At 48.6% G+C, this 16,461-nt stretch carries 14 protein-coding genes, 1 tRNA gene and 2 pseudogenes; 11 read left to right on the plus strand and 6 right to left on the minus strand.

Going from position 1 to position 16,461, the window contains the following annotated elements; all coding sequences use genetic code 11:
* Positions 1-2: 2 nt before the first annotated feature.
* From OGX99_RS17695 to OGX99_RS17725, 7 genes are all read left to right on the plus strand, one after another.
* Positions 3-332, plus strand: coding sequence for a phage tail protein (locus OGX99_RS17695; protein ID WP_286544510.1), 330 nt, complete (start codon positions 3-5; stop codon positions 330-332).
* Between the two features lie 9 nt (positions 333-341).
* A complete protein-coding gene (locus tag OGX99_RS17700; protein WP_286544513.1) occupies positions 342-1,037 on the plus strand; it encodes a phage minor tail protein L in 696 nt (231 codons plus the stop codon).
* 11 nt (positions 1,038-1,048) lie between these two features.
* Positions 1,049-1,783 (plus strand): C40 family peptidase, encoded by a 735-nt coding sequence (locus OGX99_RS17705; RefSeq protein ID WP_286544516.1) that lies wholly within the window; start codon positions 1,049-1,051, stop codon positions 1,781-1,783.
* Positions 1,681-2,358 (plus strand): tail assembly protein, encoded by a 678-nt coding sequence (locus tag OGX99_RS17710; protein WP_286544519.1) that lies wholly within the window; start codon positions 1,681-1,683, stop codon positions 2,356-2,358. The genes OGX99_RS17705 and OGX99_RS17710 overlap by 103 nt, the downstream gene beginning before the upstream one ends.
* Before the next feature lie 71 nt (positions 2,359-2,429).
* Positions 2,430-5,831 (plus strand): phage attachment tail tip protein J, encoded by a 3,402-nt coding sequence (gpJ, locus tag OGX99_RS17715; protein ID WP_286544523.1) that lies wholly within the window; start codon positions 2,430-2,432, stop codon positions 5,829-5,831.
* Between the two features lie 41 nt (positions 5,832-5,872).
* Entirely contained in the window at positions 5,873-8,434 is a 2,562-nt protein-coding gene (locus OGX99_RS17720; protein WP_286544525.1) for a phage tail protein, read from the plus strand.
* A complete protein-coding gene (locus OGX99_RS17725) occupies positions 8,434-9,018 on the plus strand; it encodes a tail fiber assembly protein (RefSeq protein WP_286544528.1) in 585 nt (194 codons plus the stop codon). Before OGX99_RS17720 ends, OGX99_RS17725 begins: the two co-directional genes overlap by 1 nt.
* A 1-nt stretch (position 9,019) precedes the next feature.
* Here the strand turns inward: OGX99_RS17725 and OGX99_RS17730 are convergent, their stop codons facing one another.
* Positions 9,020-9,529, minus strand: a complete 510-nt coding sequence (locus OGX99_RS17730) for a sugar O-acetyltransferase (RefSeq protein WP_286544531.1) — start codon at positions 9,527-9,529, stop codon at positions 9,020-9,022.
* A 346-nt stretch (positions 9,530-9,875) separates the two neighbouring features.
* Positions 9,876-10,118 carry a DinI-like family protein gene (locus OGX99_RS17735; protein ID WP_286544534.1) on the minus strand — a complete coding sequence of 81 codons (243 nt, stop codon included), beginning with the start codon at positions 10,116-10,118 and terminating at the stop codon, positions 9,876-9,878.
* A gap of 54 nt (positions 10,119-10,172) precedes the next feature.
* On the opposite strand from OGX99_RS17735, the pseudogene OGX99_RS17740 reads away from it, so the two are divergent.
* Positions 10,173-10,331: pseudogene (locus OGX99_RS17740) on the plus strand (S24/S26 family peptidase); the annotation flags it as partial.
* A 1,104-nt stretch (positions 10,332-11,435) separates the two neighbouring features.
* Here the strand turns inward: OGX99_RS17740 and OGX99_RS17745 are convergent.
* Together OGX99_RS17745 and OGX99_RS17750 are read right to left on the minus strand one after the other, a co-directional pair.
* A complete protein-coding gene (locus OGX99_RS17745; RefSeq protein WP_286544536.1) occupies positions 11,436-11,993 on the minus strand; it encodes a helix-turn-helix transcriptional regulator in 558 nt (185 codons plus the stop codon).
* A 270-nt stretch (positions 11,994-12,263) separates the two neighbouring features.
* Positions 12,264-12,506: a DinI family protein gene (locus OGX99_RS17750; protein WP_003840850.1), complete on the minus strand. Its 243-nt coding sequence runs from the start codon at positions 12,504-12,506 to the stop codon at positions 12,264-12,266.
* Positions 12,507-12,584: 78 nt separating this feature from the next.
* Here OGX99_RS17750 and OGX99_RS17755 point away from each other — a divergent pair, with 78 nt between their 5' ends.
* Entirely contained in the window at positions 12,585-12,974 is a 390-nt protein-coding gene (locus OGX99_RS17755) for a HumD family translesion DNA polymerase (protein ID WP_502873431.1), read from the plus strand.
* 237 nt (positions 12,975-13,211) lie between these two features.
* Here OGX99_RS17755 and OGX99_RS17760 read toward each other — a convergent pair whose 3' ends face one another.
* Complete coding sequence (locus tag OGX99_RS17760; protein WP_286544543.1) at positions 13,212-14,720, minus strand: SNIPE associated domain-containing protein; 1,509 nt, start codon at positions 14,718-14,720, stop codon at positions 13,212-13,214.
* Between the two features lie 324 nt (positions 14,721-15,044).
* Between OGX99_RS17760 and OGX99_RS17765 the strand changes: the two genes are divergently transcribed.
* Positions 15,045-15,156, plus strand: a tRNA-OTHER gene (locus tag OGX99_RS17765).
* A 295-nt stretch (positions 15,157-15,451) separates the two neighbouring features.
* On the opposite strand, the pseudogene OGX99_RS17770 reads toward OGX99_RS17765, so the two are convergent.
* Positions 15,452-15,664: pseudogene (locus OGX99_RS17770) on the minus strand (class I SAM-dependent methyltransferase); the annotation flags it as partial.
* Between the two features lie 477 nt (positions 15,665-16,141).
* Here OGX99_RS17770 and tnaC point away from each other — a divergent pair.
* A complete protein-coding gene (gene tnaC / locus OGX99_RS23820; protein ID WP_103771344.1) occupies positions 16,142-16,219 on the plus strand; it encodes a tryptophanase leader peptide in 78 nt (25 codons plus the stop codon).
* Positions 16,220-16,461 lie beyond the last annotated feature (242 nt).

A 16,461-nucleotide genomic window follows, 5' to 3' on the forward strand; every position in this document is an offset into this window, starting at 1 on the left:
ATATGGAAATCTTTCACTGGAAAATTCGTCCGGATATGACGATGGAGGCCGAGCCACAGGTTATTACCGTGAAGATGGGTGATGGCTATGAGCAACGCCGCCCCGCCGGACTGAACGGCAATCTGGCGAAATACAATGTGACGATCAAAGTGCGCAAAGGGGAGCATCAGCGGCTGGAGGCTTTCCTTTCCCGGCATGGCGGCGTGAAATCGTTTCTGTGGACGCCGCCATATACCTGGACACAAATCCGGGTGGTGTGCCGGAAATGGTCGGTCAGTGTCGGGGCTATGTGGGTTACTTACACCACCACGTTTGAGCAGGTTGTCATTTAGGAGAGGTATATGCAGGGTATTCCACAGGATACGCTGAATGAAACCACGAAAACCGAGCAGTCGGCCCGCATTGATTTGTGGGAAATCGACCTGACGGCCTTTGGTGGCCAGCGTTACTATTTTTCAAATGAAGCGAACGAGAAGGGCGAGCCGGTCACCTGGCAGGGCCGGAAGTACGACGTTTACCCGATACAGGGAACCGGATTCGACCTGGTAGGGAAAGGAACTTCCGCCCGCCCGACGCTGGCAGTGTCGAACCTGTTTAGCATGGTTACGGGACTTGCGGCAGATATGCAGAGCCTCGTCGGTGCCACGGTGGTAAGGCATGTCGTATACGCCCGTTTTCTCGATGCGGTGAACTTTACAGGCGGCAACCCGGAGGCCGATCCGGAACAGGAAGTGGTCAGCCGCTGGTTGATTGAACAACTGTCGGAGCTGAAAGCCACCACGGCGACCTTCGTGCTGGCCACACCGACCGAAACGGACGGCAGCGTGTTTCCGGCGCGGATCATGCTGGCGGATGTCTGCAACTGGACCTACCGTTCGCAGGAGTGTGGTTATACCGGGCCACCAGTGGCGGATGAATTTGACAAGCCCACGGCAGACCCGGCAAAAGATGCCTGCAGCAAATGCCGTACCGGGTGCGAACTGCGTAATAACCTGCCGCGCATCGGCTGCTTCCTCTCCATTAACCGTCTTTCCTGATGGATATACCCATGAAAAAAACACTCCTGGCGCATGCCGCTGCGTGTGCGCCGACTGAATCATGCGGCTGGGTGGTGAACACGCCAGCCGGGGAGCGGTATTTTCCCTGCCAGAATCTTTCAGCTGAACCAACCCTGTATTTCCGCATGGATCCGGCAGATTACATTCAGGCGCAGGCGGCAGGTGATGTGGTGGCCCTGGTACACAGCCATCCCGATGGCCTGCCGTTTCTCAGCGATGTTGATCGCCGCCTACAGGTGCAGAGTGGCCTGCCGTGGTGGCTGGTCTGCGATAATCGGATATACAAATTTCGCTGCGTGCCATTCCTCACCGGGCGGGCTTTTGAGCATGGTGTGACGGACTGTTACACCCTGTTCCGCGATGCGTACCATCTGGCGGGGATTGAGATGCCGGATTTTGCGCGGGGGGAGGACTGGTGGAAGCAGGGAGATAATCTCTATCTGGATAATCTGGAGGCGACCGGTTTTTACCGCGTGAATGCCGCAGAGGCACAGCCCGGAGACATTCTGATTTGTTGTTTTGGTTCATCGGTTGCCAACCATGCCGCGATTTACTGCGGCGACGGCGAACTGTTACACCATATTCCTGACCAGCTAAGTAAACGCGAGAGGTATACCGACAAATGGCAACGCCGCACACACTCAATCTGGCGACACCAGGCATGGCACGCGTCTGCCTTCACGGGGATTTACAACGATTTGGCCGCCGCTTCAGCCTCAGTATAAAAACGGGGGCTGAGGCCATTTACGCGCTGGCCATGCAGTTACCGGGTTTCCGGCAGAAAATGAATGATGGCTGGTATCAGATACGCATCGCCGGTCAGGATGTGGATGAAACCAGCGTGTCAGCCCGTCTGCATGAGCCGCTGCCGGACGGGGCCATTATTCATATTGTGCCGCGTATAGCAGGGGCTGGAAAAGGTGGTCTGTTCCAGGTGGTGCTGGGTGCCGTGGCAATCGGCGCATCATTTTTAACTGGCGGGGCAACTCTTGCTCTTTGGGGTAGCGCATTATCTGCCGGTGCTATTTCAGCATCCTCGGTCCTGTTTTCTATGGGGGTAGCCATGATGCTGGGCGGTGTGGCGCAGATGCTGACACCCCAGGCAAAAATACCCTCCTCCCGGCAGACCGATAACGGCAAACAGAACACCTATTTTTCGTCACTGGACAACATGGTGGCGCAGGGTAATGCCCTGCCGGTGTTATACGGTGAAATGCTGGTCGGCTCCCGCACGATCTCCCAGGAAATCAGCACCCGGGATGAAGGTGGCGGCGGGCAGGTGGTGATCATCGGTCGCTGACTTACTACAGCATATTTGTATTTACATAGAACCGCCTCCGGGCGGTTCTGTCGTTTCAGAGGGAACAGATTATGGGTAAGGGTGGTGGCAGCAGTAAAACGCCGCATGAGGCTCCTGACGACCTGAAATCCAGCCAGATGCTGACCGTTGTTGATGCCATCTGCGAGGGGCCGATAGAAGGCCCGGTGGACGGGCTGAAGAGTGTCAGAATTAACAAAACTCCGGTCCTCGACAGCGACGGTAACGCGATGGTTCACGGTGTCACCGTGGTTTACCGCGTGGGGGAGGATGAGCAGACCGCGATGGAGGGGTTCGAAGACTCCGGCGCTGAAACCCTGCTGGGTGTGGAGGTGAAGAAGTCAGAGCCGGTGACCCGCACCATTACCACTAAAACGCTGGACCGTCTGCGCTTTACCTTTGGTGTGCAGTCGCTGGTCAGCACCAGTACCAAAGGCGACCGCAATCCGACCAGCGTACAGATGCTGATCCAGTTTCGCCGGGATGGCCAGTGGCAGGTGGAGCGGGATATCACCATTACGGGGAAAACGACCACGCAGTTTCTGGCATCCGTGGTGATTGATGATTTGCCGCCCCGGCCGTTTGAAGTCCGCATGCAGCGCCTCACTGATGACAGCACGACAGACCTGCTGCAGAACAAAACGGTGTGGTCGGGCTATACCGAAATCATCGATGTGAAACAACGTTACCCGAATACCGCTGTTATCGGCGTAAAAGTGGACGCGGAGCAGTTTGGCAGCCAGCAGGTCACGCGAAACTATCACCTGCGCGGGCGTATTGTGCCGGTGCCGTCGAATTACGATCCGTTAAAACGGACCTATACGGGAATATGGGACGGGACGTTTAAACCCGCCTGGACAGATAATCCAGCCTGGTGTGTGCTGGATATGCTGACTCACCCGCGCTATGGCATGGGAAGCCGCATTGGTGTTGCCGATGTTGACAAGTGGGCGCTGTATGCCATTGCACAGTACTGCGATCAGTCTGTTCCTGATGGTTTTGGCGGGACGGAGCCGCGTATCACCTGCAATGCGTATCTGACGGACCAGCGTAAAGCGTGGGACGTGCTGGGGGACTTCTGTTCCCTGATGCGCTGTATGCCGGTCTGGAACGGCAGCACCCTGACGTTTGTGCAGGACCGGCCCGCCGATAAAGTCTGGACCTATACGCAGAGTAATGTGGTGATGCCCGCTGACGGTGCGCCGTTCATCTACAGCTTCAGCGCCCTGAAAGAGCGACACAATGCCGCCGAGGTCCGTTACACCGACCCGAACAACGGCTGGGAAACGTCAACCGAACTGGTGGAAAACGACGCTGCCATCCGGCGCTACGGTCGCAATGTCCTGAAGATGGATGCCTTTGCCTGTACCAGCCGTGGGCAGGCGCACCGCGCCGGACTGTGGGCCATCACCACCGAATTGCTGGAAACGCAGACGGTGGATTTTTCCGTAGGGGCTGAGGGGCTGCGACATGTTCCCGGCGATATCATTGAGGTCTGCGACAGTGATTATGCTGGCGTGACCGTGGGCGGACGCATTCTGTCGGTCGACAGCATTACGCGCACGTTCACGCTGGACCGTGAGGTGGAGATACCGGCAGGCGGCAATGTGGTGCTGAACCTGGTGGGCAGCAATGGCCAGCCTGTTACCGTCGCGGTCACCGCGCACCCCGCCCCGGACCGCGTGACCGTCAGCCAGTTACCCGATGGTGTGGCGGAGTACAGTGTGTGGGGGCTGAAACTGCCGGACCTGCGCCAGCGGTTGTTTCGCTGTGTGGCCATACGGGAAAACGATGACGGCACGTATGCCATTACTGCCGTACAGCATGTTCCGGAGAAAGGATCCATCGTGGACAACGGGGCGACGTTTGATCCGTTGCCGGATACAGGTATCACGAACACGCCGCCTGCCGTGCAGCACCTGACCACAGAGATTCTGGCAGAGGAGGGGCAGTATCAGGTGCGGGCGCGATGGGATACCCCACGTGTGGTTAAGGGGGTGAACTTTTTCCTGCGCCTGACGGTGAAAGCGGAAGATAACAGCGACCGCCTGGTCAGCAGCCTGACCCTGACCGAAACGGAGCATACTTTCCGCAACCTGTCTCCTGGGCGTTATACCCTGACGGTGCGGGCAGTGAACAGCCAAGGCCAGCAGGGTGACCCCGCCAGCACAGTTTTCAGCATCGCCGCGCCCGCAGTACCGTCTTATGTTGAGCTGATACCTAGCTATTTCCAGATAACCGCCACCCCGCGCCAGGCGGTATATGACCCCACGGTGCAGTATGAGTTCTGGTTTACGGATACGCAGATTGCCGATATCCGCCAGGTGGAAACCGATGCGCGTTATCTCGGCACCGCGCTGTACTGGATTGCGGCCAGCAGCAGTATCAAACCCGGCAAGGATTATTACTTCTATATCCGGGCCGTGAACCAGGTCGGGAAATCGGCGTTCGTGGAGGCCAAAGGGCAGGCCAGCAACGATGCGGCGGGCTACCTGGATTTCTTCAAAGGGAAAATCACCGAAAGCCACCTGGGGAAAGAGCTGCTGGAGAAGGTGGAGCTGACGGAAGACAACGCCAGCAGGCTGGATCAGTTTTCGGAAGAATGGCAGGACGCGAACGGCAAATGGAATGCCATGTGGGGTGTGAAGATAGAGCAGACCAAAGACGGGAAGCACTATGTGGCTGGTCTGGGCCTGAGCATGGAAGACACGGAAGAAGGGAAGGTAAGCCAGTTCCTGGTGGCAGCAAACCGTATCGCGTTTATCGACCCGGCAAACGGCAATGAGACCCCGATGTTTGTGGCTCAGGGGAATCAGATATTTATGAACGAGGTGTTCCTCAAATATCTGACGGCTCCCACTATCACCAGTGGCGGGAACCCGCCGACCTTTACGCTAACGCCTGACGGCAAACTGACCGCCCGTAATGCGGATATCAGCGGCCATATCAGTGCGAACTCTGGTGCTCTCAACAATGTGACGATTGAGGAAAACTGCACCATCAAGGGTACGCTCCGGGCCGAGCGTATTCTTGGGGATATTGTTAAGGCAGCGGGCAGGGAGTTTCCTTACTTCATAACCAGTAACGGTGAAAAACGGTATGCCAACGGGACACTGACAGTCGTGATTGAAGATGACCAGTCTTTTGACCGACAGGTTTCCATTCCTGGGATTACCTTTCAGGGTGCAGCGTATGACAGCCAGACCAGTAATGACGTATGGGATGACTGTACGCTGACTGTCAGGAAAAACGGGGTGGAGATATACAAGCAGACAAGCAGAGGTGTACCGGCCGTTTTTACGCGAACACTGGATATGCCTGCCGGGAGCGGACGGATGACGCTGAGTTTCAGCGTCAGTACACACGGTAACAGCAGCGGCTATCCATTTTCCCGAATCAGTGACCTGCTGGTTATTGTGACGAAAAAGTCATCAGCCGGGATAACAATAAGTTAATGACAGAAACCGCCTCCGGGCGGTTTTTTTATGGAGGTAGTATGCCGGTACTCATATCAGGCATTTTCAGAGATGGCGCGGGAAAACCCGTACAGGACTGCACCATTCAGCTGAGCGCCAGGAAAACCAGCCCGACCGTTGTGGTTGAGGTGACCTCATCCTCGGTTACGGATGCGAATGGCCACTACAGCATTGAGGCTGAACCGGGTTATTACAGTGTGTCACTGCTGCGGGAAGGTTTTCCTCCCGTACTTGCTGGCGACATTTACGTGGCCCCGACCGATGCGCCGGATACCCTGAATGCGTTTCTCGATGCGCCGAAGGATGCGGACCTACGTCCGGAGGTGATGAAACGCTTTGAGGAAATGGTAAACCGCGTTGTGGATTTGAGCGGTGCAACAGAGGAGGATCGGAAACTCGCTGAACAGGCCGCACAGTCAGCAGCGCAGAGCAATGATGCGGCAGCATTGTCTGCAACGGCTGCGGCAGAGTCACAGCGCCAGGCGGCACTCTCTGCGGATGCTGCGGATGATTCTGCCCGGTCTGCTGCCGATAATGCCCGACAGACGGCGCAGGACGCTCAGGCCAGCGGTGCAGATGCGGACAGTGCGGCAAAGTCTGCACAGGCAGCGACGGAACAGGCCGGAGTGGCAAAAACTGCCGCTGATACGGCACAGAAAGCGCAGCAGGAGGCAGGTGCTTCGGCACAGTCTGCAACTGGAAGTGCCGAAAGTGCCGCTTCATCAGCACAAACAGCGGGGGAGCATGCCGGTAATGCAGCCTCATCTGAAAATGCCGCGCGTGAAAGCGCCATCACGGCCACGCAGGCTGCAGAACAGGTGAATAACAGCGCGGCAGCTGCAGCACTAAGTGAGCAGCATGCCAGAGAGTCCAGCAACAAGGCCGCTAAATCAGAGACTGCTGCATCAGCCAGTGCAGAATCGGCATCTTCAAGTGAAGCATCGGCTCTGCAGTCAGCCGAAACGGCTGAGAACCAGAAAAATGCAGCCGCTGAGAGTGCCAACCGCGCAGAACAGGCCAGAGATGATGCGCTGACTTCCCGGAATGAGGCAGTGGAAGCCGCTGAAACAGCAGCGACAGACGCTGCAGAGAAAGCTGCAGGCAAGGTTTCGGAGCAACTGAAAGCTGCTGTTGCCGATGATACTCAGCGCGCAGAAGCCGCGATGGCTGGCGCTGAAAGTGCAGCAGCAGCCTCACAAGGATACCGCGATGAAGCGCGGGATATTGCTGAAAGTCTGAAGCTGGGAGATGCCAGTACAACGCAAAAGGGGCTTGTGCAGTTAAGCAGTGATGACGACAGCGACAGTGAAGCCCTTGCAGCGACACCGAAAGCCGTTAAAAAAGTCAAAGACCTGACGAACCTAAAAGCCCCGCTGGACAGTCCTGAACTGACGGGAACGCCAACCACTCCCACTCCACCACTGACCATTAACAACCAACAAATTGTTAATGCTGAGTTTGTTCACGCAGCTGTTGCAGCGCTTGTTGGCTCATCTCCTGAAGCACTGGACACCCTGGCTGAGTTAGCTGATGCATTAGGCAATGATCCCAACTTTGCAACGACGATGCTCAATGCGTTAGCGGATAAACAGCCGCTTAACGAAACGTTGACTAATCTGAGTGGGAAAGATGTAACGGGCCTGCTCCAATACCTTGGTTTAGTAGAAACGATAAAACTTGCGGCCGGAGCGCTGCCGATAACAGGAGGTAATTTAAAGGGACAAATTTCCTTTTCATTATTGCAACCCAGAAATGGCGCCAACCACCTAATATACAACGGCGACGATAAAGGAATACTGGCTTGCGGATATGGTTATTATCAGGGCAGATTTGATATTCATTTTTATGACGAAAAAGGCGCATGGGCATCAAATCCAGTAGCTATCTGGCCAAATGGGAATTGTCAGTTTGGAAATGTTTTCGATAATGGAAAGAGAGTTTATTCACCAAATAATCCCCCTCCTGACTCCTACCCTGTAGGTGCGCCAATTCCCTGGCCTTCAGACACGCCACCTGCTAACCATGCGATTATGCAGGGACAGCCGTTTGATAAGTCTGCCTATCCACTACTGGCTGTAGCTTATCCTTCTGGGATTATCCCTGATATGAGAGGGCAGACGATAAAGGGCAAACCTGATGGTCGTGCTGTATTGTCTCAGGAACTTGACGGTATTAAGTCACACGACCATGGTGCGACGGTCACAGCTACCGACCTCGGAAACCGTGACACCACCGGATTTGATTACGGAAATAAAGAAACAACAGGTTTTGATTACGGTACAAAAACAACCGATGTTCAGGGTGCTCACGAGCACAATTACTCATTCCTGGCATGGCAAGCAGGTTGGGGATATCCAGCCGGAAACCAAAACATGGGGGCGGTCACGCAAACGACCTCCACTGACGGCGCTCATGCACACAACGTTTATATAGGTGCGCATAGTCATATTGTTGGCATTGGAGCACATGCCCACTCTGTCTATATTGGTGCGCACAGCCATGGCGTGACAGTTTCGCCGTCAGGTCATGCAGAAAATACCGTCAAAAATACCGCATTTAACTATTTAGTGAGGCTTGCATAATGGCTTTTAAAATGACCGACTCCAACCGGGTAATTACAATATATAACCTTTCATCTTTGACGAATGAGTTTATCGGTCAGGGTGATGGTTATATTCCGGCAAATACCGGATTGCCTGCTTTCAGTACAGATATTGCCCCGCCGTCAGTACCGGAGGGGTTTATTGCAGTATTTAATTCTGATTCTAATGAATGGTCACTGGTTGAAGACCATCGCGGGAAAATTGTCTACAGCATTCACACGGGGGAAGCAACCACAATTAACCAATTAGGCGCACTACCGGATGATGTTGTTTCCATTGCGCCCGAAGGCCATTTTATGAAATGGGACGGGAGAAAATGGGTTCATGACACTGAATCTGAAAAAATGGCACAGATTACACAGGTGACACAACAAAAAGAAAGCCTACTGGCTATGGCCGCCTCAAAAATCGCTCCCTTACAGGACGCAGTTGATCTTGATATTGCAACAGAAGCGGAAGCGGCACTTTTACTGGCATGGAAAAAATACCGCGTTTTAGTTAACCGCATAAATCCATATGACACACCTGATATTAACTTGCCGCCCATGCCAGACACGGAATAAGTTATTCTAAAGTTTTTTTGAACACTGCTGGTGAGCCAGCATAGAGTGTATTAGGCATAACATCACAATTTACAACGCTGTTAGCTGCCACTATGCTGCCATCACCTATAGTTACTCCTGGAAGAATAACTGCGCCGGCACCGATCCAAACGTTCTTACCGATGTGTATTGGGTGCATTAGTAACCTGTCGCATCTTTCTTTAGGAGATATTGGATGAGCAACGGTTGTTAGAGTTACATGTGGTCCAATGAAGGTACTTTCTCCGATAACTACCTTCGCATGATCTAAAATAACGCATCCTGAGTTTATATAAGAGTTGTTTCCTATCTGAATATTCCCTTTCTCAAAGAAAAAAGGTGGTCTGATAGTGAAGCTTCCATTCGTTTCTATACCTGCTTTAACGAGTATTCTGTTTTTCTTTTTTCTACTTGCTTGTGATGAATTGACAAATACAGATGCGGATACTGGAGAAACTTTTTTTTTAAGGCTTAAGAACCAGTAGGTAAACATAGTTAAATTTTAGCTCCAATCCTTGGTGTAGAGTGAATTTTTGTGACCATGATCGTATGCCCTTACGTAAGTGAAGGCTATGACCGATTATACGTATAGTTTGATAAACCGGAAGCATAAATAACGCAATATTATTCATGAGGCCTATGGTTAGTCTTTTTGTGTTTACCTATGGAAAAATCTGTCAATACAGTGGGTTACTGTCATTTTACGTTAAGGCACGTTATCTCAGGGGAGATTCTTGCTCTTATTGACAATAAGAAATACTATGAGTCCAAAGGCAAGATTGGGCGGATGTTGTTGGGGGGCTGTCATCCCCACAGAGTAATCAAGTTGTACATTTTTATCATTCGCTCACCAGCCACATATCAGTATCTCCAAACATGTCCTGAACAGTAAGACTTATCTGTTCTTTCTCATGCTTGCTGGCGTCACTTTTGATCGCCGGCAATGTCATCATCGGTTTTACCCGGAAATAAGCATCCGGAAAAATCTGGTGAACCCTCTTGGTCAACTCGCCCAGAATGATATCTTTTGAACCGGGCAGACCATCAAAATTCCTTTTGTCATAAACGAGTTCCACGAACATTGCTTATTGCCTCTTTACTGTATCTCCATCCGGCCTTCAACAAAGGATACTGACATGGGATTCCCATCACCTGCGGCAGATTATGTTGAAACACTAATCTCCCTCGATCAGCAGCTAATCAATAAGCCCGCAGCGACATATTTCATGCGGGCATCGCGTTCACATTTCATGGAAGGAATACTCCAGGGGGTGTTGCTTGTTGTGGATGCTTCTTCCTCTGGACGGAAAGTATACCAAATCCGCCATCATTCATCACTACCTGACAATGCACTGCGGACCAAAGCGGAAGCTGACCGGATTTTTCTGGACGGTATGAGGGGTTGGGTGTCCCTAGTGGAAGCGCCGAGTGCTGTATCAGGCGGTTAGACGGTTTGGTAAAGGGGCTACTACAAGTAAAAAAAGGGCGATCAAGGGATCGACTGTAAGGGTGTCGTATGACCTGGTGTTGCTTTTATAATGATTTAAGGAAGGCGTTTTGTAGTAACTTCCGCAAATGATTATAAAAAAGTTGGGGCTGCGATAAGTCGCCCCAATGCTTGCATGATACTCAACTTCTTTATCGTTATTTAAGGAACATACGGGCAGTATTTTCCGCAAATAACACTAAAAAAATGGGCTACGCGCAGCCCAAATATGAATCAGAAAAATACGCAATCCATCGTCTTTGATGGTGATGCAATTTATGCCATAGAAATATGCCAATGAAATTGATTTAAATCAATTTAACAGGTTTTTAACAAGTGGACGGATGAGAAGGAAAAATCCTGGAATTATTCCTTTAAAGAAATTTGTCATAAAAACATTTGATTCGATGAGGATGGCCAGTTAATACCAGGTTTAAGAAACCAATTTGCAGTGGGGGATGTCTCCCCTGTTTAACCATCTAAAACATTTAAGGATATAAAGGAACCTCGTGAGGAGACTGCCATTAATGGGGGGGGAGTCACGATGACACCACGTCAGCATATGGCTTACTGATAATGTCATATTGCCAGTTGAATATAAGTGAGATCAAATGTACAGAGCCAAAAAAATCTGAAAATGAAGTGACGGGGTTTTACCCTGCTTCGCAGAATGGTACCTTTATAAGGCGGTGATTTCCATATAAGGTGTGGGGCTAAATGGTCATGAAGCATAGGAACTTCAGTGGTTGAGACAAGCAGCGGGTTATGGTTTACCAGCCAGTAACTCACCGGTGGAAATCCGGCACCGCATTGCGTTTAGATGCAGGTAGTTTCGTCCCATTATTGGTAACTAATATGCAAGATGTACTTTCCCAATACTTTGACCAGTTCCCGAACTGGTTTTTTTCTTCCATTAATGACGGATTAATCCTGCTTTTTCACCAGTTATATATAAATAGTATTCAGTATACATTACATGTGACATTTTTTTAATTTTAAGTTTAAGCATTATTTGATACTTATTAATTCTAAGCGTTGCCAGGCTTATGCCAAGGCTGGATGCTATTCTTAAATCATTATATTGTCTGATTGTTTGCCTTATGATTTCGAACTCTCTGAGAGTTAGTGAAGGAAGGTCGATTTTAGGTCCGTCATAGAAAATATCTGCGTTGACTGAAATATATCTTAGGTTTATCTTACGCGGGATGAAGTGAACAGGACAGTTGGGTTTAAGATTGGAAAACCTGAATGCAGAAAGAAAAATAATCTTGTTAATAAATGTTTTTTGGATGATGTAAAATAATTGGCTGATTGTTAGTTTACAATATGCCACATCAATCAAAAGAGTATCATGGCTTGTGTCTTTTTCACTTAGTATATAAATTGATGGTAATTTAATGATGCTGCTCTCGCCGTATAAATAGTTTAACCCACTATATAAAAGGTTATCATTTGTAAGAATGTATAGCATATAAACCACCTTACAGCTAATCACTATGACTAAATATGATTGACGTAATGATCTGCACGATAATGTGCTATGTTATTTATAGTGTACATATGTGATTATGTCGTGTTATCGTGAACATTTTAAGATTAATCTTTATTGAAATGATATAGATTTATGGGGTAAATCAGCTCTATTCCTTTGTATTCAATACTGAATTGGCTGGCTGTAATGTGTGTATTAATACATAGCTATCGAAGCAGAATTTACCATATGGTGAGTGAATAAAGACGTTTAATCTGAAACCAGCCACATATCAGCCTCTTCAAACATTTCCTGAACAGTACGGCTTATCTGTTCCTTCTCATGCTTGCTGGCGTCAGTGTTGATCGCCGGCAGTGTCATCATCGGTTTTACCCGAACATCAGCATCGGGGAAGATCCGGTGAACCCTCTTGGTTAACTCGCCCAGAATGATATCTTTTGCACCGGGCAGACCATCAAAATTCCTTTTGTCATAAACGAGTTCCACGAACATTGCTTATTGCTCCTTTACTGGATGGATATACAGTATTTATACTGTGTTTTTATCCAGTATTCAAGAGAGGGCGTAAACATGGGCTTTCCTTCACCTGCGGCAGATTATGTTGAAACTCGAATCTCCCTCGATCAGCAGCTAATCAGCCAGCCAGCAGCGACTTATTTCATGCGGGCATCGCGTTCACATTTCAGGGAAGGGATAATTCAGGGGGCGCTACTGGTTGTTGATGCGTCACTTTCTCCCTGTGATGGCTCGCTGCTGATATGCGCGATAGACGGAGAATTCAGGATCAAGCGATATCGGACACATCCTCAACCCCACCTCGTTAATCTGGAGAACGGGAGAAAGGAGGCGCTGCCAGTAGATGATGGCGGTTATAGTTCTGCACCCGCTATATTCGGGGTGATCACGTACATCATTAATGATGCCAGGAACGCGGAGTTTGATGAATGCCCGGTGATGTGAATAGCTTAAATGTCGGGGATTTTTCCCCGATTATTCCCCGTTGCTTCCCCGCTCAGAAAACAGGCATAAAAAAACCAGCCATAAAGGCTGGTTCTTAAAGGAGTTTTTGGTCGGCATGAGAGGATTTGAACCTCCGACCCCCGACACCCCATGACGCCGTAATACCATCTTGAGGGCTGCTATTTGCCAGAAACGGAAGTATGTAGTTTTACGAGCGTATTACGTAGTAGGCTATGCTTAAATTGACTCAGCAAAACGTGGTTGGACGGCAGTATGCTGGGCTTGCACTTCTGCCACTCCACTTTTTTTCTTACGTAATGCCAATGTCTCGTAATAATGTTGTGCTACAACCGTTTCGATAAAATCGACGTCATTACCTGCAAGTTCATAAACAGCACTCTTGATCTCTTTCAGACTGACGTTAAAAAACTCTTTACGCCTATTAACGAGGTTCGTTCGTTTGACATCAAAGTGTTGATGAAGCGCATTTTCTAGCGCTGGAGCATCTTCACTATGGATCATGGCGTGAACATCAAAGAGAAAAGGTACTGAGGCACTTCCCAACTCATCTACTCGGTCCTGAGGGTCAAGACGGCGCGTCATACCAATTTTGAAAACATCTTCGCCGAAAGACCCTACATTGGAAATGACATAGACATGCCCACGTTTGGTTTGCTGTGCCATGCTCAAAGCTTTTTGGCCCTTCAATTCTGCTTCGGTTAAGGCGTCACGCAACTCATCAATTTTTGACTGATATTTTTCTGCCTGTTCGGTAGTCAGTTGCGCCAATTTTGACTCCATTTCCTTACGGGCTTTATCCAGTGCTTTTTGTGCACGAAGCTCTTCCGCTTCTGCCTCTCTAATCGCCCGCTCAATTTCCTGCTGAGCTTTGCGTTCTTCTGCCATTTGAGCACGTATTTCCCGCTGTTCTTCTTTTTCTGACTGTTTTTTCATTTTGTAGGCATGTACGAGATCGAGCTCTTTTAACTTCAGTCTGAGATATTCTTTACTGATATGCACATCATTCACTTCGTTGAGTGCATTGATTTTATCGAAAGCTGCCTGGATCCTGTCATGCATGACTGACCAGTTCTTGAATGTACAGTTGGCAATTGCTGCATCACACTCACCATTGAACGCCCTCGCTGTTAGATTGATAGCTCGGGTAGTCATTTTTTTCCCTTCGGCACGGGAATTATGGACCGTCCAGTCAGTTCCACACCAGATAGCTCCGGCTTTGTTTTTGAGGCGTAATAAGGATTTTTGCTCATTTCTGTTATCTTTGATCGCCTCCTTAAACTCTTCGGAAGTGTCGAAATCGAAATGTGGGTCGAACATACACATCTCTGCAAAATCTACATCTTCACGATAAAGGGCTATCGCTTTTTCGAGTTCGTCATAAATGCTTTTTTTCTCGGCATATGAGGCACGTAATGAAGTAATTTTCTCCTGTAATGATAGGGTCGTTGACTGTGCATTACTCAATAATGTACTTGCTTCCTCCTCCAGAGAGGCAGCAGTGCTTTTTGCACCGTCGATGATTTCTCGAGCTTGTTGTTCCGCCTCTAGCGTTACCCGAGTTGCTTCCGTTTCTGCATCAGAAATGACGGAATAACGCTCAAGTTGTGCTGTTTTACTGGCATCTGAGGCCTTCACTGCGCGTAATTTTGTCAAAAGGACAAAAACGATGACAACCAACAATGCTGCAACAGTTAATGCAGCGATTGAAAGATAACCCATATTCATTCATAACCTTCCTTGAGAGGATGCTCTTCACATGCAACTAGACATTGCTATCGATGAGCACAATTAAACCCTGATCTATTAATGGTCAATATTATCAAAAAAGGGACAATAGGACATACTGTAAGTATCACACTTAACCTGACCAGACCATTAAGTGCAGAAACAGGTATAGATAGTTTTCACATGTTATTGAATAGTAAAATTTTGCGCATAATTTCACCTCCTTTCCGTAAGAATGAAGCTTAGGTTTAGCTCAGAAAGTGTTGGTATATTAAGTATGGAGAAACGAGTAACTACTTGAATTTTATGAAGTGGAAATATTGTGGATATACCAGAGTGAAAAGTTAAGTTATTGAAAATATTACCAATGAAATCGGTCTCGAAAACCGGAGTAGGGGTAACTCTACCGGGGGTTCAAATCCCCCTCTCTCCGCCACTACTTACCAGTAACTGGCTGTTTTTAATGGTTTCTATCTAAAATTTTCTTCCTCAGTCTTTCACTTGATATACCCTTCCGAATAACTATCTGCCATATCTTGTTGGTATATTTTGAACAAACTGACCGTCAAATACGTTATCACTTACCCAGCGTTCCCGGTAGGAAATTACCAGTATGTCCTTCATTTTGTGAGCTAAGTCGTATGACATTGAAGTACGTCGGCTCGACGTAATGAGTACCAGCCCTGGGGATGACTGGGCCGATACTTTCTCATGGAGTTACATGATTATTTCTTTTCTGCCAGCCAAGCGTTCAGTTTTCCTTCGAATGTATCGCTAACCGGCCAAACGTGACCATCAGGGCGCTGAAGCACAGTGAAACCGTTGTCACTCAGAAGATGGAGATATTCTTCATCATGCCAGGCTGGGCTTGCCATGCCCTGACGTTTCACTTCATCAAAGGTATGTACTTCAACCAGCAGTTTACCGCTAGGCATTAGCCAGCGACGAGTTTTATGCGATCTGTGGAGGAGATAATCGTACTGATATTCATAAAATCCTTCTTATTAAGTATTGAATCATTTTTCGTGGTAGTGCGTGGGAACAATCGGTATTTGTTCGCCCAGGAAATGTCCAGTTTGCCTTAGTCGGGTGAGGCAACAGATACGAATGTACCCATGAAGCTCAATAATCCTCTGGAATGAAATTTGTGATCTGAATTGAAAATTCTCTCCAGTATACATGCCAAATGAAAACGATGGTTCATTTAATGCTTTCTTGATTAGGTGGTTAGGGATATCCTAATTACTATATTGGCGCACTAGCGTGATGTTACATTGATGTGAATGCAATGCTGTTGAGTAATTGATATATCGCGCATGTCTAATTTATCGTGATTTTAATCACAATAACTTTAACTGCTAATAGACAAAAAATCGCCATACTATAATGATGTTGTCATGTTTAATAAGAGTTGATATCTAATGATTAGCTTATTTAATACATATCTGACTTCTAAGTGGTTCAACATCGACACGATGATTGTCAATCATCGCCCTTAAGTTTTACTCCTTCCTATTCATACAATGTGAACAGAAACTTTTTTCTGTTTTTGTATGCCTTGAATAATTCATAATTTATTTGCTGCATAATCTTGTTATACCTGGTTTACGTGTAGGTTTAGGCGTAGATAACGGGTGTAGAGATGTGTGGATAAAATTTATATGGGTTGTTCATCAATATTTAAAATGCTTCAGTAATTCAGGCCTATGAGTTACTGCAGGCGTGGTATGTGTATATCTAA

Origin of the sequence: Citrobacter sp. Cu096 (assembly GCF_030332285.1) — a bacterium.
Lineage (GTDB): Bacteria > Pseudomonadota > Gammaproteobacteria > Enterobacterales > Enterobacteriaceae > Citrobacter > Citrobacter meridianamericanus.